Raw genomic sequence first — 22,996 nt, 5'->3', positions numbered from 1 at the left:
TCAGGCGAAAAAAATGGCCCGCATCTGCGGGCCATTTTATTGCGCGGTCAAGGGGTTCAACGGCTGGTGACGCCGTCGACGCGCTGGCTGCGCTGTTTGATGGCGTAACCGACGGCCAGGATCGCTACCCACACCGGGATCAGCAGCACCGAGATTTGAATGCCCGGCGTCAGGTACATGATCACCAGGATGCCGGCCATGAACAGCAGGCACAGGTAGTTGCTGAACGGATACCAGAACGCTTTGAACTTCGGCACCACGCCTTCGCGGTTTTTGGCGGCGCGGAATTTCAGGTGCGCCAGGCTGATCATCGCCCAGTTGATCACCAGCGCCGACACCACCAAGGCCATCAGCAGTTCGAAGGCGCGGCCCGGGATCAGGTAGTTAATCAGCACGCACAGCGCGGTGGCGAGGGCGGAAATGCCGATGGCCACCACCGGCACGCCGCGGCCGTCGACCTTCAGCAGGCTTTTCGGGCCGTTGCCCTGCTGCGCCAGGCCGTACAGCATGCGGCTGTTGCAGTAGACGCAGCTGTTGTACACCGACAGTGCGGCGGTGAGCACCACGATGTTCAGCACGGTCGCCACCAGGTTGCTGTTCAGCGCGTGGAAGATCAGCACGAACGGGCTGCCGCCTTCGACCACTTTGCCCCACGGGTACAGCGACAGCAGAATGGCCAGTGAACCGATATAGAAGATCAGGATGCGGTAGATCACCTGATTGGTGGCTTTCGGAATGCTTTTTTGCGGGTTGTCGGCTTCGGCGGCGGTGATGCCGACCAGCTCGAGGCCGCCGAAGGAGAACATGATCACCGCCATCGCCATCACCAGGCCCATGACGCCGTTCGGGAAGAACCCGCCCTGCGCCCACAGGTTGGTGACGGTGGCTTCCGGGCCGCCCATGCCGCTGAACAGCAGGTAGGCGCCGAACACGATCATGCCGATAATCGCCACCACTTTGATGATGGCGAACCAGAACTCCATCTCGCCGTAAACTTTGACGTTGGCCAGGTTGATGGCGTTGATCGCCAGGAAGAACACCGCGGCGGAAACCCAGGTGGGGATCTCCGGCCACCAGTACTGCACGTAGATGCCGACCGCGGTCAGCTCCGCCATCGCCACCAGGACATACAGCACCCAGTAGTTCCAGCCGGAGGCGAAGCCGGCGAAGTTGCCCCAGTATTTGTAGGCGAAGTGGCTGAAGGAGCCGGCGACCGGCTCTTCCACCACCATTTCCCCCAGCTGGCGCATGATCAGAAACGCGATGAAGCCGCCGATGGCGTAGCCGAGAAGCACTGACGGGCCGGCCATTTTTATTGTTTGAGCGATACCGAGAAATAACCCGGTGCCGATTGCGCCACCTAAGGCGATGAGCTGAATATGGCGGTTTTTCAGGCCGCGCTTCAGCTGGTCACCATGCTGTTGACCATCCATCAATCTAACCCTCTGTCGTTGTGAATGCCCACCTGCCTGTAAAGCAGTGGTTACGATGTGTGTTTTGTTTTATTTACGGCGTTATAGCTATTAATTCCACGGCGCCGCTACCGTTTGGCAGAGAATAATGTTATGCGCGTCGGTTTGCACCTGCTTTGTCGTGTGAGTGATTAAGATTGCAGCAGTTTAGGAAACAAAATGCGGGTTGTGTGACGGCGGGGGGGATTCAGTGCATGAAATAAGCAACAAATCACATAATGCGCAAAAATAACGTAGATCTGAACGGTGGGGCGCGTTCAAATAATGAACGAACCGCCGTTGCGCCGCTCGCCAAATAGCCATTCATTAAAGCGTCATAACCATGCAATAAAACTCGGGCAAAAAGTTTGCACTCTGCCTTGCGTAAGGTTTGGTAAAAGTTAAATCCCCAACCCGCCGCGTAAATGGTAATACCATCACGGCGTTACCGGTTTGCAGCGGGGTTTTCAGCGGGGTGTTAAAATGTGCGGGTAACCTGATTTCGATCAAGGCCCGTATGGACAGGAGGTGAATACTTTGTTACTTTACCGTCACGTTTTTGAAATTGGTATTACCAATTGACTCCGCGCCATTCGCAGAGAAGAATTCACTCATGGCCTACAGCAAAATCCGCCAACCCAAGTTGTCAGATGTTATCGAGCAACAGCTCGAATACCTGATCCTCGAGGGGACACTGCGCCCAGGCGAAAAATTGCCTCCGGAGCGCGAGCTGGCGAAACAATTTGATGTCTCCCGTCCTTCTCTGAGAGAGGCCATTCAGCGCCTTGAAGCGAAAGGGCTGCTCCTGCGCCGTCAGGGCGGCGGCACCTTCGTGCAAACTAATCTGTGGCAGAGCTTCAGCGATCCGCTGGCCGAGCTGCTGGCCGACCATCCCGAATCACAGTTCGATCTGCTGGAAACCCGTCACGCGCTGGAAGGCATTGCCGCCTATTACGCGGCGCTGCGCGGCACCGATGAAGATCTGGCGCGCATCCGCGATTGCCACATCGTGATTCAACAGGCTCAAGACAGCGGCGATCTCGACGCCGAAGCCGATGCGGTCATGCAGTATCAAATCGCCGTGACCGAAGCCGCTCACAACGTTGTGTTACTTCACCTGCTACGCTGCATGGGGCCGATGCTGGAACAGAACGTGCGTCAGAACTTTGAATTGCTCTACTCGCGCCGTGAGATGTTGGCAAAAGTGAGCAGCCACCGCGCCGGAATTTTTGAGGCGATTGTGGCACGCGAGCCGGAAAAGGCCCGTGAAGCCTCGCATCGCCACTTGGCGTTTATCGAGGAAATCTTGCTGGATCTCAGCCGGGAGCATACTCGGCGCGAGAGATCGCTACGGCGTCTCCAGCAACGCAAGGATTAAGAGCTGTCCTCTTCAGGGTACACCAGCCTGCGGGGGTTAAGTTCGAGGTACTTAGTTAAGTACTTAAGCGGCAACTAAACTGATGGGCCTGTCTTCGTGTGTTTTTTCACAGAGCACAGGAAGACAGGCTCCAAACAAACCATTAGACAGATAAGGAATACCACCATGTCAGAACGTTTAAACAATGACGTGGATCCGATCGAAACCCGCGACTGGCTGCAGGCGATCGAATCGGTCATCCGTGAAGAGGGTGTTGAGCGAGCTCAGTTTCTGATTGATCAGGTATTGGGAGAAGCCCGCAAAGGCGGCGTTAACGTTGCGGCCGGTGCTGCAGCGCACAACTACGTCAACACCATCGCGGTAGAAGACGAACCGGCCTACCCAGGCAACCTGGATCTGGAACGCCGCATTCGCTCTGCGATCCGTTGGAACGCGATCATGACCGTTCTGCGCGCATCCAAAAAAGACCTGGAGCTGGGCGGCCACATGGCTTCCTTCCAGTCTTCCGCGACCTTCTATGAAGTCTGCTTTAACCACTTCTTCCGCGCACGCAACGAGAAAGACGGCGGCGACCTGGTGTACTTCCAGGGCCACATCTCTCCGGGCGTTTACGCGCGCGCCTTCCTTGAAGGCCGCCTGACCGAAGAACAGATGAACAACTTCCGTCAGGAAGTGCACGGCAACGGTCTGTCCTCTTACCCGCATCCTAAGCTGATGCCGGAATTCTGGCAGTTCCCGACCGTATCCATGGGCCTGGGCCCAATCAGCGCCATCTATCAGGCGAAGTTCCTGAAATACCTGGAACACCGCGGCCTGAAAGACACCTCTGAGCAGACCGTTTACGCCTTCCTGGGCGACGGTGAGATGGATGAGCCGGAATCCAAAGGCGCCATCACCATCGCGACTCGCGAGAAGCTGGACAACCTGGTGTTCGTCATCAACTGCAACCTGCAGCGCCTGGACGGCCCGGTCACCGGTAACGGCAAGATCATCAACGAACTGGAAGGCATCTTCTCCGGCGCAGGCTGGCAGGTGCTGAAAGTGATCTGGGGCGGCCGTTGGGATGAGCTGCTGCGCAAAGACACCAGCGGTAAACTGGTTCAACTGATGAACGAGACCCTGGACGGCGACTACCAGACCTTCAAATCCAAAGACGGCGCTTACGTGCGCGAGCACTTCTTCGGCCGTTACCCGGAAACCGCGGCGCTGGTCAAAGACATGACCGACGACGAAATCTGGGCGCTGAACCGTGGTGGTCACGATCCGAAGAAAATCTTCGCTGCACTGAAAAAAGCGCAGGACACCAAAGGCAAACCGACCGTTATCCTGGCCCACACCATCAAAGGTTACGGCATGGGTGAAACCGCGGAAGGTAAAAACATCGCTCACCAGGTGAAGAAAATGAACATGGAAGGGGTTCACCACTTCCGCGATCGTTTCAATGTGCCGGTTGCCGATGCTGACATCGAAAAACTGCCGTACATTACCTTCGAGAAAGATTCCGAAGAGTACAAATACCTGCACGAACGTCGCCAGGCGCTGAAAGGCTACGTGCCTACCCGTCTGCCGGAGTTCACCCAGAAGCTGGAAATGCCGGCGCTGGAAGATTTCAGCTCGCTGCTGGAAGAGCAGAACAAAGAGATCTCCACCACTATCGCCTTCGTGCGTGCCCTGAACGTGATGCTGAAGAACAAGTCGATCAAAGATCGCCTGGTGCCAATCATCGCCGACGAAGCGCGTACCTTCGGTATGGAAGGTCTGTTCCGTCAGATCGGTATCTACAGCCCGAACGGCCAGCAGTACACCCCGCAGGACCGTGAGCAGGTTGCTTACTACAAAGAAGACGAGAAAGGCCAAATCCTGCAGGAAGGCATCAACGAACTGGGCGCAGCCTCTTCCTGGCTGGCCGCAGCGACCTCCTACAGCACCAACGATCTGCCGATGATTCCGTTCTACATCTACTACTCGATGTTCGGTTTCCAACGCATCGGCGACCTGTGCTGGGCAGCGGGCGACCAACAGGCGCGCGGCTTCCTGATCGGCGGGACCTCGGGCCGTACTACCCTGAACGGCGAAGGTCTGCAGCACGAAGATGGCCACAGCCACATTCAGTCTCTGACCATCCCTAACTGCATCTCTTACGATCCGGCTTACGCGTACGAAGTGGCGGTGATCATGCACGACGGTCTGGTGCGCATGTATGGCGACAACCCGGAAAACGTGTACTACTACCTGACCACGCTGAACGAAAACTACCACATGCCTGCGATGCCGCAGGGTGCGGAAGAAGGTATCCGCAAGGGTATCTACAAGCTGGAAACGCTGGAAGGCAGCAAAGGCAAGGTGCAGCTGTTGGGCTCCGGCGCCATCCTGCGCCACGTGCGCGAAGCTGCGCAGATCCTGGCGAAGGACTACGGCGTGGGTTCCGACACCTACAGCGTGACCTCGTTCACTGAACTGGCGCGCGACGGCCAGGATTGCGAGCGCTGGAACATGCTGCACCCAACCGAAACGCCACGCGTGCCTTACATCGCTCAGGTGATGAGCGACGCGCCTGCGGTAGCGTCTACCGACTACATGAAACTGTTCGCCGAACAGGTTCGTACTTATGTGCCGGCCAGCGATTATCGCGTACTGGGCACCGACGGCTTCGGTCGTTCGGACAGCCGCGAAAACCTGCGTCACCACTTCGAAGTCGATGCATCTTACGTGGTGGTTGCTGCTCTGGGTGAACTGGCTAAACGCGGTGAGATCGAAGCTTCTGTGGTTGCTGATGCAATCAAGAAATTCGACATCAACCCGGAAAAAGTTAACCCGCGTCTGGCCTAAGAGGTACTGAATAATGTCTATCGAAATCAACGTACCGGACATCGGTGCAGATGAAGTCGAAATCACCGAGATTCTGGTGAAGGTCGGCGATAAAGTTGAAGCGGAACAATCGCTGATCACCGTGGAAGGCGACAAGGCCTCCATGGAAGTGCCCTCCCCGCAGGCGGGCGTGGTGAAAGAGATCAAAGTGGCGGTCGGCGATAAAACCGAAACCGGCAAACTGATCATGATCTTCGAAGCGGCAGGCGCAGCGGAAGCTGCACCGGCGGCGAAAGCGGAAGAAAAACCGGCGGCAGCAGCAGCTGCTCCGGCTGCCGCTGCGGCCAAAGACGTTGCCGTGCCGGACATCGGCGCCGACGAAGTCGAAGTGACCGAGATCCTGGTGAAAGTGGGCGATAAGGTGGAAGCCGAGCAGTCCCTGATCACTGTGGAAGGCGACAAGGCTTCCATGGAAGTCCCTGCGCCGTTCGCGGGCACCGTGAAAGAGATCAAGATCGCGACCGGCGACAAAGTGAAAACCGGTTCCCTGATCATGGTGTTCGAAGTGGCTGGCGCCGCTTCCGCTGCGGCCCCGGCTGCGGCTGAAGCACCGGCTGCCGCTGCAGCGCCTGCGGCCTCTGCGGCCAAAGACGTCGCCGTGCCGGACATCGGCGGTGACGAAGTCGAAGTGACCGAGGTGATGGTCAAGGTGGGCGACAAGGTTGCCGCCGAGCAGTCTCTGATCACCGTGGAAGGCGACAAGGCCTCCATGGAAGTGCCAGCGCCGTTCGCGGGCACCGTGAAAGAGATCAAGATCGCGACCGGCGATAAAGTGAAAACCGGCTCCCTGATCATGGTGTTCGAAGTGGAAGGCGCTGCGCCTGCCGCTGCCGCCGCTCCAGCCGCTAAAGCGGACGCTGCGCCGGCGCCGGCCGCCGCTAAAGCCGCCGCGCCGGCTGCGAAAGCTGAAGACAAAGGCGAGTTCGCCGAGAACGCGGCCTACGTGCACGCGACCCCGGTCATTCGTCGTCTGGCGCGCGAATTCGGCGTTAACCTGGCGAAAGTGAAAGGCACCGGTCGTAAAGGCCGCATCCTGCGCGAAGACGTTCAGGCTTACGTGAAAGACGCGGTGAAACGCGCTGAAGCGGCTCCGGCTGCTGCCGGCGGCGGTCTGCCGGGCATGCTGCCATGGCCGAAAGTGGACTTCAGCAAGTTCGGCGAGATCGAAGAAGTCGAGATGGGCCGCATCCAGAAGATCTCTGGCGCGAACCTGAGCCGCAACTGGGTGATGATCCCGCACGTGACTCACTTCGACAAAACCGACATCACCGATCTGGAAGCGTTCCGCAAGCAGCAGAACGAAGAAGCGGCCAAGCGCAAGCTGGACGTGAAGTTCACGCCTGTCGTGTTCATCATGAAAGCCGTCGCTGCCGCTCTGGAGCAGATGCCGCGCTTCAACAGCTCGCTGTCCGAAGATGGCCAGAAGCTGACGCTGAAGAAATACATCAACATCGGCGTGGCGGTAGATACCCCGAACGGCCTGGTGGTTCCGGTGTTCAAGGACGTGAACAAGAAGAGCATCACCGAGTTGTCTCGCGAGCTGATGACCATCTCCAAGAAAGCGCGCGACGGCAAGCTGACCGCGGGCGAGATGCAGGGCGGCTGCTTCACCATCTCCAGCCTGGGCGGCATCGGGACGACTCACTTCGCGCCGATCGTCAACGCGCCGGAAGTGGCTATCCTGGGCGTCTCCAAGTCTGCGATGGAGCCGGTCTGGAACGGTAAAGAGTTCATGCCGCGCCTGATGATGCCGATGTCGCTGTCCTTCGACCACCGCGTTATCGACGGTGCCGATGGTGCGCGCTTCATCACCATCATCAACAACATGTTGTCCGACATTCGCCGTCTGGTGATGTAATGCAAAAGGGGCGCAGCATGCTGCGCCCCTGACGATTCTGTAGCAGTTTTGTCGGATTTTGCATAACTCGACAAAATTGTTGAGACACGGGTCACTCGAACACGCTTTGCAGATTATTAACAATTCTGTAAACTGCTCGCGGTGTAAGCGTCCCGGTGGATGAAGGGCGTTATGAGATCGATTAGCAATAAAAATGACGTCTGACCCGCCGGACAATCAATTAAGAGGTCATGATGAGTACTGAAATTAAAACTCAGGTCGTGGTACTTGGGGCGGGCCCGGCAGGTTACTCTGCAGCCTTTCGTTGCGCTGACTTAGGTCTTGAAACCGTTCTGGTTGAACGTTATTCCACTCTGGGCGGGGTTTGCCTGAACGTGGGATGTATCCCTTCCAAAGCACTGCTGCACGTTGCCAAAGTGATCGAAGAAGCCAAAGCGCTGGCCGAACACGGCATCGTTTTCGGTGAGCCGAAAACCGACATCGACAAAGTGCGCGTCTGGAAAGAAAAAGTCATCACTCAGCTGACCGGCGGTCTGGCTGGCATGGCGAAAGGCCGTAAAGTGAAAGTGGTCAACGGCCTGGGCAAGTTCACCGGCGCTAACACCCTGGTTGTGGAAGGCGAAAACGGCCCAACCACCATCAACTTCGACAACGCCATCATCGCTGCAGGCTCTCGTCCGATCCAACTGCCATTCATTCCTCATGAAGATCCACGCGTGTGGGATTCCACCGATGCGCTGGAGCTGAAAACCGTCCCAGAGCGTCTGCTGGTTATGGGCGGCGGCATCATCGGCCTGGAAATGGGCACCGTATACCATGCGCTGGGTTCACAGATCGACGTCGTTGAAATGTTCGATCAGGTTATCCCGGCGGCAGATAAAGACGTGGTGAAAGTCTTCACCAAACGTATCAGCAAGCAGTTCAACCTGATGCTGGAAACCAAAGTGACCGCGGTAGAAGCCAAAGAAGACGGCATCTACGTCACGATGGAAGGTAAAAAAGCGCCGGCAGAACCACAGCGTTACGACGCGGTGCTGGTGGCGATCGGCCGCGTGCCGAACGGCAAACTGCTGGATGCCGGCAAAGCCGGTGTGGAAGTTGACGAGCGTGGCTTCATCAACGTCGACAAACAGCTGCGCACCAACGTGCCGCACATCTTCGCCATCGGCGACATCGTCGGGCAGCCGATGCTGGCGCACAAAGGCGTGCACGAAGGCCACGTTGCCGCAGAAGTTATCGCCGGCATGAAGCACTACTTCGATCCGAAAGTGATCCCATCCATCGCTTACACCGAGCCGGAAGTGGCGTGGGTGGGTCTGACCGAGAAAGAAGCGAAAGAGAAAGGCATCAGCTACGAAACCTCCACCTTCCCGTGGGCGGCTTCCGGCCGTGCGATCGCTTCCGACTGTGCAGACGGCATGACCAAACTGATCTTCGACAAAGAAACTCACCGCATCATCGGTGGCGCGATTGTCGGCACCAACGGCGGCGAACTGCTGGGTGAAATCGGTCTGGCCATCGAGATGGGCTGCGACGCGGAAGACATCGCGCTGACCATCCACGCTCACCCGACCCTGCACGAATCCGTGGGCCTGGCGGCGGAAATCTACGAAGGCAGCATCACCGACCTGCCTAACCCGAAAGCCAAGAAGAAGTAATTCTGCTGGCTTGACCGGTTAACAAGCGGCTCCTGAGAAGGGGCCGTTTTTTTTGCCCAGATGCACAAAACGGTTTTTTGTGGCCGCTGCGCCAAATTCCGATCCTCATGCTTATATCCGTTTTAATTATGTGGATATAATGCCCTGTTTGTCCGGCAGCCGATTACGCTGCGCTCAACGATTCAGCAAAGATTTAATGTTGCTTTTATGTGAACGAATTAACAACCGTTTCAAATCCTGATATGCTGGCTGAGCGGAACCGGGCACTGTACCTTACAGTCCAGGACATCGACAGCAGTGCCCCGTCAGGATAGATGGCATCAATATCGCCGTGCGCTCTACCCATCAGTCTTTCATGCTGTAACGCTGTTTGACCGCGCTTGTTTGCCCCAATCACCGTTTCGGGGCCTTTACGGGCCGATCGCCTAGCCACAGAGTGAAACCCAAAGGGTATAAACCCGGTTTGCATATACGCCAGGCACAATAAATGACAATGAGAGCGAGGAGAACGTCGTGCTAGAAGAATACCGTAAGCACGTAGCCGAGCGTGCTGCTGAGGGCATCGCCCCTAAGCCGCTAGACGCCACCCAAATGGCCGCGCTGGTCGAACTACTGAAGAATCCGCCAAAAGGCGAAGAAGAATTCCTGTTAGACCTGCTGATTAACCGTGTTCCACCGGGCGTCGACGAAGCCGCCTACGTCAAAGCAGGTTTCCTGGCGGCCATCGCCAAAGGTGAAGCGACATCCCCCCTGGTTACCCCCGAGAAAGCCATTGAATTGTTAGGCACCATGCAGGGCGGCTATAACATTCATCCGCTGATCGAAGCGCTGGACAACGAGAAGCTGGCGCCGATCGCCGCCAAAGCGCTGTCCCACACGCTGCTGATGTTCGACAACTTCTACGACGTGGAAGAGAAGGCCAAGGCCGGCAACCCGCACGCCAAGCAGATCATGCAGTCTTGGGCCGATGCCGAATGGTATCTGTCGCGCCCTGAGCTGGCGGAAAAGATCACCGTCACCGTGTTCAAAGTCACCGGCGAAACCAACACCGACGACCTTTCTCCGGCGCCGGACGCCTGGTCGCGCCCGGACATCCCGCTGCACGCGCTGGCGATGCTGAAAAACGAACGTGAAGGCATCGTGCCGGATCAGCCGGGCAGCGTTGGCCCGATCAAACAGATCGAGCTGCTGAACAAGAAAGGCTTCCCGCTGGCCTACGTCGGCGACGTGGTCGGCACCGGTTCCTCCCGTAAATCCGCCACCAACTCGGTGCTGTGGTTCATGGGCGACGACATCCCGCACGTGCCGAACAAACGCGGCGGCGGCGTGGTGCTGGGCGGCAAAATTGCGCCTATCTTCTTCAACACCATGGAAGATGCCGGCGCCTTGCCGATCGAAGTGGACGTGTCCGAGCTGAACATGGGCGACGTGATCGACGTTTACCCGTACAAAGGTGAAGTGCGTAACCACGAAACCGGCGCGCTGATCGCCAACTTCGAGCTGAAAACCGACGTGCTGCTGGATGAAGTGCGCGCCGGCGGCCGTATCCCGCTGATCATCGGCCGCGGCCTGACCACCAAGGCGCGCGAAGCGCTGGGTCTGCCGCACAGCGACGTGTTCCGCATCGCCAAACCGGTAGCCGCCAGCAGCAAAGGCTTCTCGCTGGCGCAGAAAATGGTTGGCCGCGCCTGCGGCGTCGCCGGCATTCGCCCAGGCGAATACTGCGAACCGAAGATGACCTCCGTCGGCTCTCAGGACACCACCGGCCCGATGACCCGTGATGAGCTGAAAGACCTGGCCTGCCTCGGCTTCTCCGCCGATCTGGTCATGCAGTCGTTCTGCCACACCGCCGCGTACCCGAAACCGGTCGACGTGACCACGCACCACACGCTGCCTGACTTCATCATGAACCGCGGTGGCGTATCGCTGCGTCCGGGCGACGGCGTGATCCACTCTTGGCTGAACCGCATGCTGCTGCCTGACACCGTCGGCACCGGCGGCGATTCCCACACCCGCTTCCCGATCGGCATCTCCTTCCCGGCCGGTTCCGGCCTGGTGGCGTTTGCCGCCGCGACCGGCGTGATGCCGCTGGATATGCCTGAGTCGGTGCTGGTGCGCTTCAAAGGCAAAATGCAGCCGGGCATCACCCTGCGCGATCTGGTGCACGCCATCCCTTACTACGCGATCCAGCAAGGGCTGCTGACCGTCGAGAAGAAGGGCAAGAAAAACATCTTCTCCGGCCGCATTCTGGAGATCGAAGGCCTGCCGGACCTGAAGGTCGAGCAGGCGTTTGAGCTGACCGATGCGTCCGCCGAACGTTCCGCCGCCGGTTGTACCATCAAACTGGACAAGGCGCCGATCGAAGAGTACCTGAACTCCAACATCGTGCTGCTGAAGTGGATGATCTCCGAAGGCTACGGCGATCGCCGTACGCTGGAGCGCCGTATTCAGGGCATGGAAAAATGGCTGGCGGATCCGCAACTGCTGGAAGGCGATGCGGATGCGGAATACGCGGCGGTGATCGACATCGATCTGAACGAGATCAAAGAGCCGATCCTGTGCGCGCCGAACGATCCTGACGACGCGCGCCTGCTGTCCGACGTGGCCAACAGCAAAATCGATGAGGTATTCATCGGTTCTTGCATGACCAACATCGGCCACTTCCGTGCGGCCGGCAAACTGCTGGATCAGCACAAGGGCCAGCTGCCGACCCGTCTGTGGGTGGCGCCGCCAACCAAGATGGATGCGGCTCAGCTGACCGAAGAAGGCTATTACAGCGTCTTCGGCAAGAGCGGCGCGCGTATCGAGATCCCGGGCTGCTCGCTGTGCATGGGCAACCAGGCGCGCGTGGCGGACGGCGCGACGGTGGTTTCCACCTCAACCCGTAACTTCCCGAACCGTCTTGGCACCGGCGCCAACGTCTATCTGGCGTCTGCCGAACTGGCCGCGGTAGCGTCCCTGCTGGGCCGCCTGCCGACGCCGGACGAGTACCAGACCTATATGGCGCAGGTCGACAAGACGGCGGCGGATACCTACCGCTACCTGAACTTTGACCAGCTGGGCCAGTACACCGAAAAAGCCGACGGCGTGATCTTCCAAACCGCCGTGTAAGCCGCTATATTGCGCAACTGTTTAACGGGAGGCCTTGGCCTCCCGTTTTATTTTGCTCAGTTGCCAACTTTGCGAGCGCTCACTGAGTTAGTCAGCCATTTATGTTTACACTAAGAAAAAGGGCTCAGGAGGGCATGCTATGGATTACGAATTTCTGCGTGACGTCACCGGTCAGGTGATCGTCAGATTTTCGATGGGGCATGAAGCGATTGGCCACTGGATCAATGAAGAAGTCAAAGGCGATTTCAACCTGCTGGACCGGATTGAAGCCGGTGCGGCCGAGGTCAAAGGCAGCGAGCGTCAATGGCAGCTGGAAGGCCATGAATATACGCTGCTGATGGACGGTGAAGAAGTGATGATCCGCGCCAATCAGCTGGAGTTCGAGGGCGATGAAATGGAAGAGGGGATGAACTACTACGACGAAGAAAGCCTCTCATTCTGCGGCGTTGAGGACTTCCTGCGGGTGTTGAAGGCCTATCGTTCTTTCATGCTGAAGTACTAAGCATCAGGGCGCGGCGTGCCGCGCCCTTTCCATCACAGATGCGGAATATTGCGGCCGTAATAGATTTCCTGCATCTCTTTCCATAACAGATCGGTGATCTGCTTGCGCTCGGCGGCGCTCAACGCCTCCGGCTCCGCGTTAAACAGGTAGTGCTTCAGATCGAAATCCTTCAGCAACATCTTGGTATGGAAGATATTTTCCTGGTAAACGTTCACGTCCATCATGTGGTACAGCGCCTTGATGTCTTCCGACATAAAGTTCTGGATCGAATTGATCTCATGATCGATGTAATGTTTCACGCCGTTCACGTCGCGGGTAAAACCGCGCACGCGATAGTCCGTGGTGACGATGTCGGATTCCAGCTGGTGAATTAAGTAGTTCAGCGCCTTGAGGGGCGAAATGACGCCGCAGGTCGAGACCTCGATATCGGCGCGAAAGGTGCATAGCCCGCCTTCCGGATGGCTTTCCGGGTAGGTATGTACGCAGATATGGCTTTTGTCCAGGTGCGCGACGACCGTATTCGGCAGCGGGCCTGGGTGTTCCGACGTATCGACGTCTTTCGGATCGATCGGCTCTTCGCTGACCAGGATGGTGACGCTGGCGCCCTGCGGCTCGTAGTCCTGACGCGCGATGTTCAGAATATTGGCGCCGATGATCGAGCAGGTCTCGCTCAGGATCTCGGTCAGCCGGTTGGCGTTATATTGTTCGTCTATGTAGGCGATATAGCCATCGCGATCGTCCGCGGTTTTGGCGTAACAAATATCGTAAATACAAAAACTCAGGCTCTTGGTCAGGTTGTTGAAGCCGTGCAGTTTTAGCTTATGCAATTTGGGCCACCTCCTTTATCTTCTCGCTTAACGTGTTACGTTCAGGGCATTGAGCAAATATTGCGGCAGGGCAAAGCTGCCGACGTGAATTGCCGGGTTGTAATAACGGCAGTGTAGGCCGCTTTGGTTAAAGCGCTGTTGCAGGGTAGGCAGATCGCGCTGGCGCAGCGCCGGGTTCTGGCTCGCCCAGGCAAAGGTCATGATGCCGCCGTAATAGGTCGGGATCGCCGCCTGATAGAAGCTGACGTCGCTAAAGTAGCGGCTCAGTTTGGCGTGGCTGTTGACCGCCTCGTCCTGCTGCAGGAAGCAGACGCCGTTTTGCGCGACGAAAATGCCGCCCTCATTCAGGCAGCGGGCGCAGCCTTCATAAAACGCCGAGGTGAACAGGCTTTCGCCGGGGCCGATCGGATCGGTGCAGTCGGAGATGATCACATCGAACGTTTCGTCGGTTTGATTCACGAAGTTGACGCCGTCGTCGATCACCAACTTGAAGCGCGGATCGTCATAGGCGCCGGCGCTGTGGTTGGGCAGGTATTGGCGGCAGAACTCGACGACGCCGGCGTCGATCTCGACCATGGTGATCTGCTCCACGCCTGGGTGCCGGCTGACTTCGCGCAGCATGCCGCCGTCGCCGCCGCCGATGATCAGCACTTTCTTCGCCTGGCCATGCGCCAGCAGCGGCACGTGGGTCAGCATTTCGTGATAGATGAACTCGTCACGCTCGGTGGTTTGCACCACGCCGTCGAGCGCCATCACGCGCCCCAGCACCGGGTTCTCGAAGATCACCAGATCCTGATGATCGGTCTTCTCGCGGTACAGCACCTTCTCTACCGAGAAGTACTGGCCGAAGCCCGTATGCAGCGTTTCGTACCAAATTTCTTTCTGGGTCATGTGCGGGAAACTCCGTAATAACAGCCATGAAAAATCGGCGCAACATCATAGCTAACTCTGTCTGGCGATGCACGGTTGAATTTCAGACAGAGAGAGCGAAAGGCGGGTGGGGGAGAGGGGCGGAATTAGTTGGCGTAGGCCAGCAGGCTCAACGAGTCGCGCGCCAGCGATTTGCACTTCTTCGGCGTTGGAATGGCGATGCCGCTGAGATCGCGATAGCTGTCTTCGCCCAGCGCCTTCATGTTAAAGCTGTTGTAGTTGCTCAAATCCCAGCGGTTTTGTTGTGCGAAATAGACGATAGCGCGTTTGATTTGCACATTTGGCAAATCGTTGTAGCCGCAATCATTTTTCAAATAAATAAATACCGCCGTCAGATCGGCCAGATCTTCCGCCTCGGATTCATTCAGCGCCAGACTGGCGTTGGAGAAGCCCAGCATCGCCAGCAACAGCATCGATAACGTTGTTTTTTTCATCATGAAATAGGCCTGTTTGTCGTCTGTTGACGTTACCACACTTGCCTGTAAAGGCACCAAATTTTATTGCTGCCGGGCCGGCGTCGCGTGTGTCAGTCACACTCTCTGATTGTGAGGCATAGCTTAAAATACCGCCAGGAAAGGCTTGACCTTCCGCCTGGGGGAAGGTTTAGGCTGGCGGCATTGAGTTATGTCACTGAGAAAAGGGAGTCAGCGATGTTACGCCGTGATTTTATTAAATTAACCGCTGCGCTGGGCGCGGCGAGCGCATTGCCGTTATGGAGCCGGGCGGCCTGGGCGGCCGATCGGCCGGCCCTGCCGGTACCGCCGCTGTTGACGCCGGGCGCGCAGGGAAAGATTGCGCTGGCGCTGCAGGCGGGGGAAACCCGCTGGTTGCCCGGCGCCGCCACCAAAACCTGGGGATTCAACGGCGCGCTGCTCGGGCCGGCGGTGAAGCTGCAGCGTGGCCAGCCGGTGACGGTCGATATCAAAAACAGCCTGGCGGAGGCCAGTACCGTCCACTGGCACGGGCTGGAAATTCCCGGCGACGTCGATGGCGGCCCGCAGGCGCTGATCCACCCCGGCGCGACGCGCACGGTGAATTTCACCGTCGATCAACCGGCGGCCACCTGCTGGTTCCACCCGCACACGCACGGTAAAACCGGCAGCCAGGTGATGATGGGGCTGGCGGGGTTGGTGCTGCTGGAAGACGATGAAAGCGCCAAACTGCCGCTGCCGAAAACCTGGGGGCAGGATGATATTCCGGTGATCCTGCAGGATAAGCGGCTGGGCAAAGACGCGCAGATCGAATACCGCCTGGACGTGATGAGCGCGGCGGTGGGCTGGTTTGGCGATCGCATGTTCACCAACGGCGCGCAGTATCCGCAACATCTGGCGCCGCGCGGCTGGCTGCGTCTGCGTTTTCTCAACGGTTGCAACGCCCGCTCGTTGAATCTGGCGGCCAGTGACAACCGTCCGCTGTATGTTATCGCCAGCGACGGCGGTTTCCTGGCGGAGCCGGTGAAGCTGACCGAGCTGCCGATGCTGATGGGCGAACGCTTTGAAGTGCTGGTTGATGCCTCCGACGGGAAAGCGTTCGATATCGTGACGCTGCCGGTGAAACAGATGGGCATGACGCTGGCGCCGTTCGATCAACCGCTGCCGGTGTTGCGCATTCAGCCGTCGTTGGCACAGGGTATCAAAACCATGCCGGACAGCCTGGTGAAGCTGCCGACATTGCCTGCCACCACCGGCATCCAGGAGCGTTGGCTGCAGCTGATGATGGATCCGCAGCTGGATAGGCTCGGCATGCAGGCGCTGATGGATCGTTATGGTCACCAGGCGATGGCCGGCATGAGCATGAATCATGGCGCGACGGGCGCTGGAGACATGAAAGGCATGGAGAAGGGCGGCATGCAGGGCATGGACCACGGCAACATGAAGGGCATGGATCATGGCAAGATGGCCGGGATGGATCACGGCGGCGCGCAGAGCAAAGCCAAACCGTTCGATTTCAGCCACGGCAACATGATCAACGGCAAGGCCTTCGACATGAACAAACCGATGTTTGCCGCCAAACGGGGCCAGTATGAAAAATGGACCATTTCCGGTGAGGGCGACATGATGCTGCACCCGTTCCACATTCACGGCACCCAGTTCCGTATCCTTTCGGAAAACGGCAAACCGCCGGCGGCGCATCGCAGCGGCTGGAAGGACACGGTGCGCGTCGAAGGGTGGCGCAGCGAAGTGCTGGTGCGTTTCGATCATCCGGCAAGCAGCGAACATGCGTATATGGCCCACTGCCACCTGTTGGAGCATGAAGATACCGGCATGATGATGGGCTTTACCGTCGACGACTGATCGCGGTCCATCGCTCAGGTGGCGGTGCGCTCGCGTCGCCACCGGCGAAAGGCTATGCTAAACTCTGCGCCTTTCTTCCGGCAACTGACCTGAATACTATGAAACACACTGTAGACGTAATGATTTCCGAGCAGGAAGTTAAGACCCGTATCGCCGAACTTGGCCGCCAGATCACCGAACATTACCGCGACAGCGGCAGCGACATGGTGCTGGTCGGGCTGCTGCGCGGCTCCTTCATGTTCATGGCCGATCTCTGCCGCGCGATCGACGTGCCGCACGAAGTCGACTTTATGACCGCCTCCAGCTACGGCAGCGGCATGTCCACCACCCGCGACGTGAAGATCCTCAAGGATCTGGACGAAGACATTCGCGGCAAAGACGTGCTGATCGTGGAAGACATCATCGATTCCGGCAACACGCTGAACAAAGTGCGCGAGATTTTGGCGCTGCGCGGGCCGAAATCGCTGGCGATTTGCACCTTGCTGGACAAACCCGAGCGCCGTGAAGTGCAGGTGCCGGTCGAATATGTCGGCTTCTCGATCCCGGATGAGTTCGTGGTGGGGTATGGCATCGACTACGCTCAGCGCTACCGTCACCTGCCGTACGTCGGCAAAGTGGTGCTGCTGGACGAGTAATTGGATGTGGGGCGCGGCAAGCCGCGCCCGCGGCGGGGTTATACGCCTTTATCCTGTTTCAGTTTGGCTATCGCTTTGCGGTAGCCCATCTCCAGGCTCTCGCGGCTGGTCGCCAGCACTTCCATATCGCGCAGACGGCCGTCCTGAATGCCGTACACCCAACCGTGGATCATCACCTTCTGGCCGCGCTTCCAGGCGGACTGCATGATGGTGGAGTGGCCCAGGTTGTACACCTGTTCAATGACGTTGATCTCGCACAGCATGTCGAAACGCTGTTCCGGCGGCAGCTCGCCCAGCAGCGAGCTGTGCTTGTACCACAGATCGCGAATGTGCAGCAGCCAGTTGTCGATCAATCCCAGCTCCGGGTTTTCCACCGCCGCCTGCACGCCGCCGCAGCCCAGGTGGCCGCAGATGATGATGTGTTCGACTTCCAGCACATCTACCGCATACTGCACCACCGACAGGCAGTTAAGATCGGTGTGGATCACGAGGTTCGCCACGTTGCGATGGACGAACAGTTCACCCGGCTCGAGGCCGGTCAGGCGTTCTGCGGGAACGCGGCTGTCAGAGCAACCAATCCATAAGAAGCGGGGCTTTTGCGCCTGGGCTAAACGTTCAAAAAATTCCGGGTCTTCCTGACTGATATTGGCCGACCAGGCCTGGTTGTTGGCGATAAGCTCTTCGATTTCTTTCATGAAGGTGATTGACCCGTAACGGACAGATTGCGTTGGGGTAATATAGGGTAAGCGTCACAATTTGGAAATCGGAACAGTGGTGCAGCCGCATTTACCGCACGGATTCGACGCAGTGAAAACGCCGTCGATGCTAGGATTATTGTTAGTGTTTCAAGCCTCGCAAACAGGGGCGCGGCGGCATACTCATCGTTATAAGGTACTATTTTACATATGAATTATGCACTGGAATTAGCGCAGCTGACCAAGACTTACGCCGGTGGCGTCAAGGCGCTGCGCGGCATCGACCTGAGCGTCGAAGCGGGGGACTTTTATGCCCTGCTGGGGCCAAACGGCGCCGGAAAGTCCACCACCATCGGCATCATCAGCTCGCTGGTGAACAAAACCGCCGGCAGCGTGCGGGTGTTCGGTTACGACATCGATAAAGACATCGTCAACGCCAAGCGCCAGCTCGGCCTGGTGCCGCAGGAGTTCAACTTCAACCCGTTTGAGACCGTGTTGCAGATCGTGGTGAACCAGGCGGGTTACTACGGCGTCACGCGGCGTGAAGCGATGGCGCGCGCCGAAAAATACCTCAATCAGCTGGATCTGTGGGGCAAGCGCAACGAGCGCGCCCGCATGCTGTCCGGCGGCATGAAGCGCCGCCTGATGATCGCCCGCGCGTTGATGCATCAGCCGAAGCTGCTGATTCTCGATGAGCCGACCGCCGGGGTGGATATTGAGCTGCGTCGCTCGATGTGGGGCTTCCTGAAAGAGCTGAACGCCCAGGGCACCACCATTATCCTCACCACCCACTATCTGGAAGAGGCGGAAATGCTGTGCCGCAACATCGGCATCATCCAGAACGGGGAACTGGTGGAAAACACCTCGATGAAGGGGCTGCTGGCCAAGCTGAAGTCGGAAACCTTCATCCTCGATCTGGCGGCGAAGAGCCCGCTGCCGAAGCTGGACGGTTACCACAGCCGCCTGACGGATACCTCGACGCTGGAAGTGGAGGTGATGCGCGAGCAAGGGCTGAACGGCCTGTTCGCCCAGCTGAGCGCGCAGGGCGTGCAGGTGCTGAGCATGCGCAATAAGGCGAACCGCCTGGAAGAGCTGTTTGTCACCCTGGTTAACGGCAATGGAGAGAAAGCATGACGCGTTTGTATTGGGTGGCCTTACAGAGCATCTGGGCCAAAGAGGTAAACCGGTTCGCGCGCATCTGGATCCAGACCCTGGTGCCGCCGGTGATCACTATGACGCTGTACTTCATCATCTTCGGTAACCTGATCGGCTCGCGCATCGGCGATATGCACGGCTTCAGCTACATGCAGTTCATCGTGCCCGGCCTTATCATGATGGCGGTGATCACCAACTCCTATGCCAACGTCGCCTCGTCGTTCTTCAGCGCCAAGTTTCAGCGCAACATTGAGGAACTGCTGGTGGCGCCGGTGCCGACCCACGTGGTGATCGCCGGCTATGTCGGCGGCGGCGTGGCGCGCGGCATCTGCGTCGGCGTGCTGGTGACCATCATTTCGCTGTTCTTCGTGCCGCTGCAGGTGCATGCCTGGTGGGTGATTGCGCTGACGCTGCTGCTGACGGCGATCCTGTTCTCGCTGGCGGGGCTGATCAATGCGGTGTTCGCCACCACTTTCGACGACATCAGCCTGATCCCGACCTTCGTGCTGACGCCGCTGACTTACCTGGGCGGGGTGTTCTACTCGCTGTCGTTGCTGCCGCCATTCTGGCAGGCGGTGTCCAAGCTGAACCCCATCGTTTATATGATCAGCGGCTTCCGCTACGGTTTCCTCGGCATCAACGATGTGCCGCTGGCGTTCACCATGGCGGTGCTGGTGGCGTTTATCGCGGTGTTTTACCTGCTGTCCTGGTACCTGATCGAGCGCGGCCGCGGCCTGCGCAGCTGATCGTATCGCGCCCTCGCTTTCCCGGCGGGGGCGCTTTTCTTGATTTGGCGCAGGCGGCGCGTAAATCAATAGAATTGCTCAAATAACCGCTAGTTCCCCGCTGTTCAAATCGTGCTATGCTGGCGCTCCACATTTCCTCCACTTTTGTCATTACGCACTCGTAAGCAGAACATCATCATGCGGTCTCAATACACGTTAACGGCTGGGTTGCTCGGCATTCTGATGTCGTTGGTTTCCCCTGTGAGCCTGGCTAGTCTGCTGTCGGAAGACAGCGCGGTTAAATCTGAATACATGGAAGCGCAGCGCGATAGCGAAGTCTATGCGTTGGTGGGCGAGCATGTGATCCCGGTAGGGGAAGTGAAGCGCGGGCAACTGATCCAGGTGTTCCCGGCGGATGCGGAATACTACGAATTCAAATTTGGGCATGGTACCGGCTTTATCGATAAAGACGACGTGCGTGAATTGAAGAAGTCGCGCAAGGTGCAAGACGATTTGGGCGAGCTGAACAAACCGCTGACCAACCAGAATCTGATCACGCAAAAAACGATCGACGTATACACCGCAGCGGACAAGGACAGCGAAGTCTTGGGCACGCTGGAAGGCAACCTGCGCTATCCGATCATCGGCAAGCTGAAGGATCGCCTGAACAACACCTGGTACGAGGTCAACATCGGCGAGCGGCTGGGATTCATTAATGAGTTGGACTGCGAGATCGATAACGGCATACCGGTGCTGACTTACCACCACCTGCTGAAAAACGAAGAGAACAAACGCTTCCGCCACACCTCGACCACCACTTCAGACGTGGCGTTCAGCAACCAGATGACCTACCTGAAGCAGGCGGGCTACGACACCATTTCGCTGTACCAGCTGGAAGCCTACCTGAAAAATCAGATCAACCTGCCGGGCAAGGCGATCGTGCTGACTTTTGACGACGGCCTGAAATCGGTGTATCGCTACGCTTATCCGGTGCTGAAGGATTACGGTTTCCGCGCCACGGCGTTCATCATCTCTTCGCGCATCAAACGCCACCCGCAGAAATGGAACCCGGACTCGCTGCAGTTTATGAGCGTCTCGGAGCTCAAGCAGATTCAGGACGTGTTCGACGTGCAGTCGCATACCCATTTCCTGCACCGCACCGACGGCAATCGCCAGCCGATTTTGCTGAGCCGTTCGCTGCACAATATCGAGTTCGATTTTGAGCGCTCGCGCCGCGCGCTGTCGCAGTTCAACCCGCACGTGCTGTATCTGTCCTACCCGTTCGGCGGTTATAACCAACGGGCGATTCAGGCGGCGCAGGACGCCGGGTTCCATCTGGCGGTGACCACGGTGCAGGGCAAGGTGAAGCCGGGGGATAACCCCTATACGCTGAAGCGGCTGTATATTCTGCGCACCGACTCGATCCAGACCATGGCGGATCGGATAGCCAACAAACCGGGCACGGTGGTGGTGCAATAAGGAAGAACGGGCGCGCAAGGCGCCCGTTTTATTGTCAGGCGACCTGAACCGGCACGGCTTTCGCCTTGCGCTGCAGGTTGTTGTCACCTTCGAAATAGGCGACTTTCGGGTGGTGCTGGCGGGCGTCGGCATCGGTCATTTGCACATAGGAGCAGATGATCAGTTTGTCGCCGACGCAGGCGCAGCGCGCGGCGGCGCCGTTGACCGATATGATGCGCGAACCGCGCTCGGCGGCGATGGCGTAGGTGGAGAAGCGCTGGCCGTTATCCACGTTGTAAATATCGATCGCTTCATATTCCAGAATGCCGGCGGCCTCCAGGAAATCCTGGTCGATGGCGCAGGATCCTTCATAGTGCAAGTCAGCCTGAGTGACTTTGACGCGATGCAGCTTGCCTTGCAGCATAGTACGTATCATAGCTTTACCTAACTGAATATCGGCCTTCACAGGCGCTGGGGTTGAACATCTCTCCTGCATCCCTGCAATCTCTATCGTCACCGATTGCTTCGCCATTGTCTACCAATGGCCAGGGCTTCAGGGTGACGACAGTATAAAAAACGGCTTACAGCGTCAGGTCGACCTGCTGGTTGTCGATAAGACGCGCCTTGCCCAGCCAGGCGGCCATCAGCACCACCGCCCGCTGGCTGTCCACCGTCAGCGGCTGCAGGCTGTCGGCGTCGCGAATAAACAACTCATCCGGCGTAAAGCCGGCGGCGCGCAGCTGCTCGGCGGTCTGCTCCAGCAGCGTTTCGACCTGGCGCTCGCCATTGGCCAACTGTTGCGCCAGCGCGTTCATGATTTTGCTCAGCTGCGGCGCAACCTTGCGCTCTTCGGCGGTCAGGTAACCGTTGCGCGAGCTGAGGGCCAGGCCGTCTTTGGCGCGCACGGTCGGCACGCCGACGATATCGATGTCGTAACCCATGTCCGCCACCATTTTGCGGATCAGCGCCAGCTGTTGGTAATCCTTCTCGCCGAAACAGGCCAAATCAGGCTGCACCAGGTTGAACAGCTTGCTGACGATGGTGGAAACGCCGCGGAAGTGGCCCGGCCGACTTGCGCCTTCCAGGATGGTGGAGATGCCCGGCACATCGACGTAGGTCTGCTGCTCCAGGCCCTGCGGATAAACCGCGGCCGGGGCCGGCGCAAACACCAGATCGACGCCGCGGCGAGTCAGCTTCTCGCTGTCTTCCTGCAGCGTGCGCGGGTAGCGCGCCAGATCGTCCGGCCGATCGAACTGCATCGGGTTAACGAAGATGCTCACCACCACCACGTCGGCGCGGGCGCGCGCTTCATCGACCAGCGTCATGTGGCCGTCGTGCAGGTTGCCCATGGTCGGCACCAGCGCGATGCGTTTGCCTTCCTGGCGCCAGCGGCGGATCTGCTGACGCAGCATCGGCAGGGTTTCGATAATAATCATTGGGGGACTCCTGGA

18 protein-coding genes are annotated in these 22,996 nt (G+C 58.3%); 11 read left to right on the top strand and 7 right to left on the bottom strand.

Going from position 1 to position 22,996, the window contains the following annotated elements:
• Positions 1–56: 56 nt before the first annotated feature.
• Entirely contained in the window at positions 57–1,433 is a 1,377-nt protein-coding gene (locus tag ACP39K_RS21300; RefSeq protein ID WP_004937488.1) for an amino acid permease, read from the bottom strand.
• A 631-nt stretch (positions 1,434–2,064) separates the two neighbouring features.
• On the opposite strand from ACP39K_RS21300, the gene pdhR reads away from it, so the two are divergent.
• The 6 genes from pdhR (at position 2,065) to yacL (ending at position 12,826) form a co-directional block, all read left to right on the top strand.
• The gene (gene pdhR / locus ACP39K_RS21295) at positions 2,065–2,829 is read left to right on the top strand and encodes a pyruvate dehydrogenase complex transcriptional repressor PdhR (RefSeq protein ID WP_004937490.1); all 765 of its coding nucleotides are present in this window, start codon (positions 2,065–2,067) and stop codon (positions 2,827–2,829) included.
• Between the two features lie 165 nt (positions 2,830–2,994).
• Entirely contained in the window at positions 2,995–5,658 is a 2,664-nt protein-coding gene (gene aceE, locus ACP39K_RS21290) for a pyruvate dehydrogenase (acetyl-transferring), homodimeric type (RefSeq protein WP_004937495.1), read from the top strand.
• A gap of 13 nt (positions 5,659–5,671) precedes the next feature.
• Entirely contained in the window at positions 5,672–7,555 is a 1,884-nt protein-coding gene (gene aceF / locus ACP39K_RS21285; RefSeq protein ID WP_004937497.1) for a pyruvate dehydrogenase complex dihydrolipoyllysine-residue acetyltransferase, read from the top strand.
• A 233-nt stretch (positions 7,556–7,788) separates the two neighbouring features.
• On the top strand, positions 7,789–9,213 hold the full coding sequence (lpdA, locus tag ACP39K_RS21280; RefSeq protein WP_004937500.1) for a dihydrolipoyl dehydrogenase: 1,425 nt from the start codon (positions 7,789–7,791) through the stop codon (positions 9,211–9,213).
• A 513-nt stretch (positions 9,214–9,726) separates the two neighbouring features.
• The gene (acnB, locus tag ACP39K_RS21275; RefSeq protein WP_004937504.1) at positions 9,727–12,324 is read left to right on the top strand and encodes a bifunctional aconitate hydratase 2/2-methylisocitrate dehydratase; all 2,598 of its coding nucleotides are present in this window, start codon (positions 9,727–9,729) and stop codon (positions 12,322–12,324) included.
• A 139-nt stretch (positions 12,325–12,463) separates the two neighbouring features.
• Entirely contained in the window at positions 12,464–12,826 is a 363-nt protein-coding gene (yacL, locus tag ACP39K_RS21270; protein WP_016930072.1) for a protein YacL, read from the top strand.
• A gap of 32 nt (positions 12,827–12,858) precedes the next feature.
• On the opposite strand, the gene speD is transcribed toward yacL, so the two are convergent.
• The 3 genes from speD to ACP39K_RS21255 form a co-directional block, all read right to left on the bottom strand.
• On the bottom strand, positions 12,859–13,653 hold the full coding sequence (gene speD, locus ACP39K_RS21265; RefSeq protein ID WP_497008816.1) for an adenosylmethionine decarboxylase: 795 nt from the start codon (positions 13,651–13,653) through the stop codon (positions 12,859–12,861).
• 27 nt (positions 13,654–13,680) lie between these two features.
• On the bottom strand, positions 13,681–14,544 hold the full coding sequence (gene speE, locus ACP39K_RS21260) for a polyamine aminopropyltransferase (RefSeq protein ID WP_016930071.1): 864 nt from the start codon (positions 14,542–14,544) through the stop codon (positions 13,681–13,683).
• Between the two features lie 125 nt (positions 14,545–14,669).
• Positions 14,670–15,017, bottom strand: coding sequence for a YacC family pilotin-like protein (locus ACP39K_RS21255; protein WP_033634347.1), 348 nt, complete (start codon positions 15,015–15,017; stop codon positions 14,670–14,672).
• A gap of 216 nt (positions 15,018–15,233) precedes the next feature.
• Here ACP39K_RS21255 and cueO point away from each other — a divergent pair, with 216 nt between their 5' ends.
• Complete coding sequence (gene cueO / locus ACP39K_RS21250; RefSeq protein ID WP_115116490.1) at positions 15,234–16,877, top strand: multicopper oxidase CueO; 1,644 nt, start codon at positions 15,234–15,236, stop codon at positions 16,875–16,877.
• Positions 16,878–16,975: 98 nt separating this feature from the next.
• Positions 16,976–17,512 (top strand): hypoxanthine phosphoribosyltransferase, encoded by a 537-nt coding sequence (hpt, locus tag ACP39K_RS21245; RefSeq protein WP_048234659.1) that lies wholly within the window; start codon positions 16,976–16,978, stop codon positions 17,510–17,512.
• 38 nt (positions 17,513–17,550) lie between these two features.
• Here hpt and can read toward each other — a convergent pair whose 3' ends face one another.
• Positions 17,551–18,207, bottom strand: coding sequence for a carbonate dehydratase (gene can / locus ACP39K_RS21240; protein WP_016930066.1), 657 nt, complete (start codon positions 18,205–18,207; stop codon positions 17,551–17,553).
• A gap of 210 nt (positions 18,208–18,417) precedes the next feature.
• Here can and ACP39K_RS21235 point away from each other — a divergent pair, with 210 nt between their 5' ends.
• The 3 genes from ACP39K_RS21235 (at position 18,418) to ACP39K_RS21225 (ending at position 21,566) form a co-directional block, all read left to right on the top strand.
• Positions 18,418–19,341: an ABC transporter ATP-binding protein gene (locus ACP39K_RS21235; protein WP_015379030.1), complete on the top strand. Its 924-nt coding sequence runs from the start codon at positions 18,418–18,420 to the stop codon at positions 19,339–19,341.
• Positions 19,338–20,108 carry an ABC transporter permease gene (locus ACP39K_RS21230; protein ID WP_004937535.1) on the top strand — a complete coding sequence of 257 codons (771 nt, stop codon included), beginning with the start codon at positions 19,338–19,340 and terminating at the stop codon, positions 20,106–20,108. Before ACP39K_RS21235 ends, ACP39K_RS21230 begins: the two co-directional genes overlap by 4 nt.
• Before the next feature lie 177 nt (positions 20,109–20,285).
• Entirely contained in the window at positions 20,286–21,566 is a 1,281-nt protein-coding gene (locus ACP39K_RS21225; RefSeq protein WP_028127378.1) for a polysaccharide deacetylase family protein, read from the top strand.
• 34 nt (positions 21,567–21,600) lie between these two features.
• Here ACP39K_RS21225 and panD read toward each other — a convergent pair whose 3' ends face one another.
• Both panD and panC read right to left on the bottom strand, forming a co-directional pair.
• Entirely contained in the window at positions 21,601–21,981 is a 381-nt protein-coding gene (panD, locus tag ACP39K_RS21220; protein ID WP_004937544.1) for an aspartate 1-decarboxylase, read from the bottom strand.
• Positions 21,982–22,126: 145 nt separating this feature from the next.
• On the bottom strand, positions 22,127–22,981 hold the full coding sequence (gene panC / locus ACP39K_RS21215; RefSeq protein ID WP_033639404.1) for a pantoate--beta-alanine ligase: 855 nt from the start codon (positions 22,979–22,981) through the stop codon (positions 22,127–22,129).
• Positions 22,982–22,996 lie beyond the last annotated feature (15 nt).

The organism is Serratia sp. EC4, assembly GCF_059652115.1.
Note: the sequence above shows the minus strand (reverse complement) of the source record. Positions and strands in the feature narration are given on the sequence as shown.

Coding starts and splice junctions, on each gene's coding strand:
- ACP39K_RS21235 (WP_015379030.1), top strand. CDS start 18,418: ATGAATTATGCACTGGAATTAGCGCAGCTGACCAAGACTTACGCCGGT.
- yacL (WP_016930072.1), top strand. CDS start 12,464: ATGGATTACGAATTTCTGCGTGACGTCACCGGTCAGGTGATCGTCAGA.
- panC (WP_033639404.1), bottom strand. CDS start 22,981: ATGATTATTATCGAAACCCTGCCGATGCTGCGTCAGCAGATCCGCCGC.
- ACP39K_RS21255 (WP_033634347.1), bottom strand. CDS start 15,017: ATGAAAAAAACAACGTTATCGATGCTGTTGCTGGCGATGCTGGGCTTC.
- ACP39K_RS21230 (WP_004937535.1), top strand. CDS start 19,338: ATGACGCGTTTGTATTGGGTGGCCTTACAGAGCATCTGGGCCAAAGAG.
- ACP39K_RS21225 (WP_028127378.1), top strand. CDS start 20,286: ATGCGGTCTCAATACACGTTAACGGCTGGGTTGCTCGGCATTCTGATG.
- can (WP_016930066.1), bottom strand. CDS start 18,207: ATGAAAGAAATCGAAGAGCTTATCGCCAACAACCAGGCCTGGTCGGCC.
- panD (WP_004937544.1), bottom strand. CDS start 21,981: ATGATACGTACTATGCTGCAAGGCAAGCTGCATCGCGTCAAAGTCACT.
- cueO (WP_115116490.1), top strand. CDS start 15,234: ATGTTACGCCGTGATTTTATTAAATTAACCGCTGCGCTGGGCGCGGCG.
- hpt (WP_048234659.1), top strand. CDS start 16,976: ATGAAACACACTGTAGACGTAATGATTTCCGAGCAGGAAGTTAAGACC.
- ACP39K_RS21300 (WP_004937488.1), bottom strand. CDS start 1,433: ATGGATGGTCAACAGCATGGTGACCAGCTGAAGCGCGGCCTGAAAAAC.
- pdhR (WP_004937490.1), top strand. CDS start 2,065: ATGGCCTACAGCAAAATCCGCCAACCCAAGTTGTCAGATGTTATCGAG.
- speE (WP_016930071.1), bottom strand. CDS start 14,544: ATGACCCAGAAAGAAATTTGGTACGAAACGCTGCATACGGGCTTCGGC.
- aceE (WP_004937495.1), top strand. CDS start 2,995: ATGTCAGAACGTTTAAACAATGACGTGGATCCGATCGAAACCCGCGAC.
- lpdA (WP_004937500.1), top strand. CDS start 7,789: ATGAGTACTGAAATTAAAACTCAGGTCGTGGTACTTGGGGCGGGCCCG.
- aceF (WP_004937497.1), top strand. CDS start 5,672: ATGTCTATCGAAATCAACGTACCGGACATCGGTGCAGATGAAGTCGAA.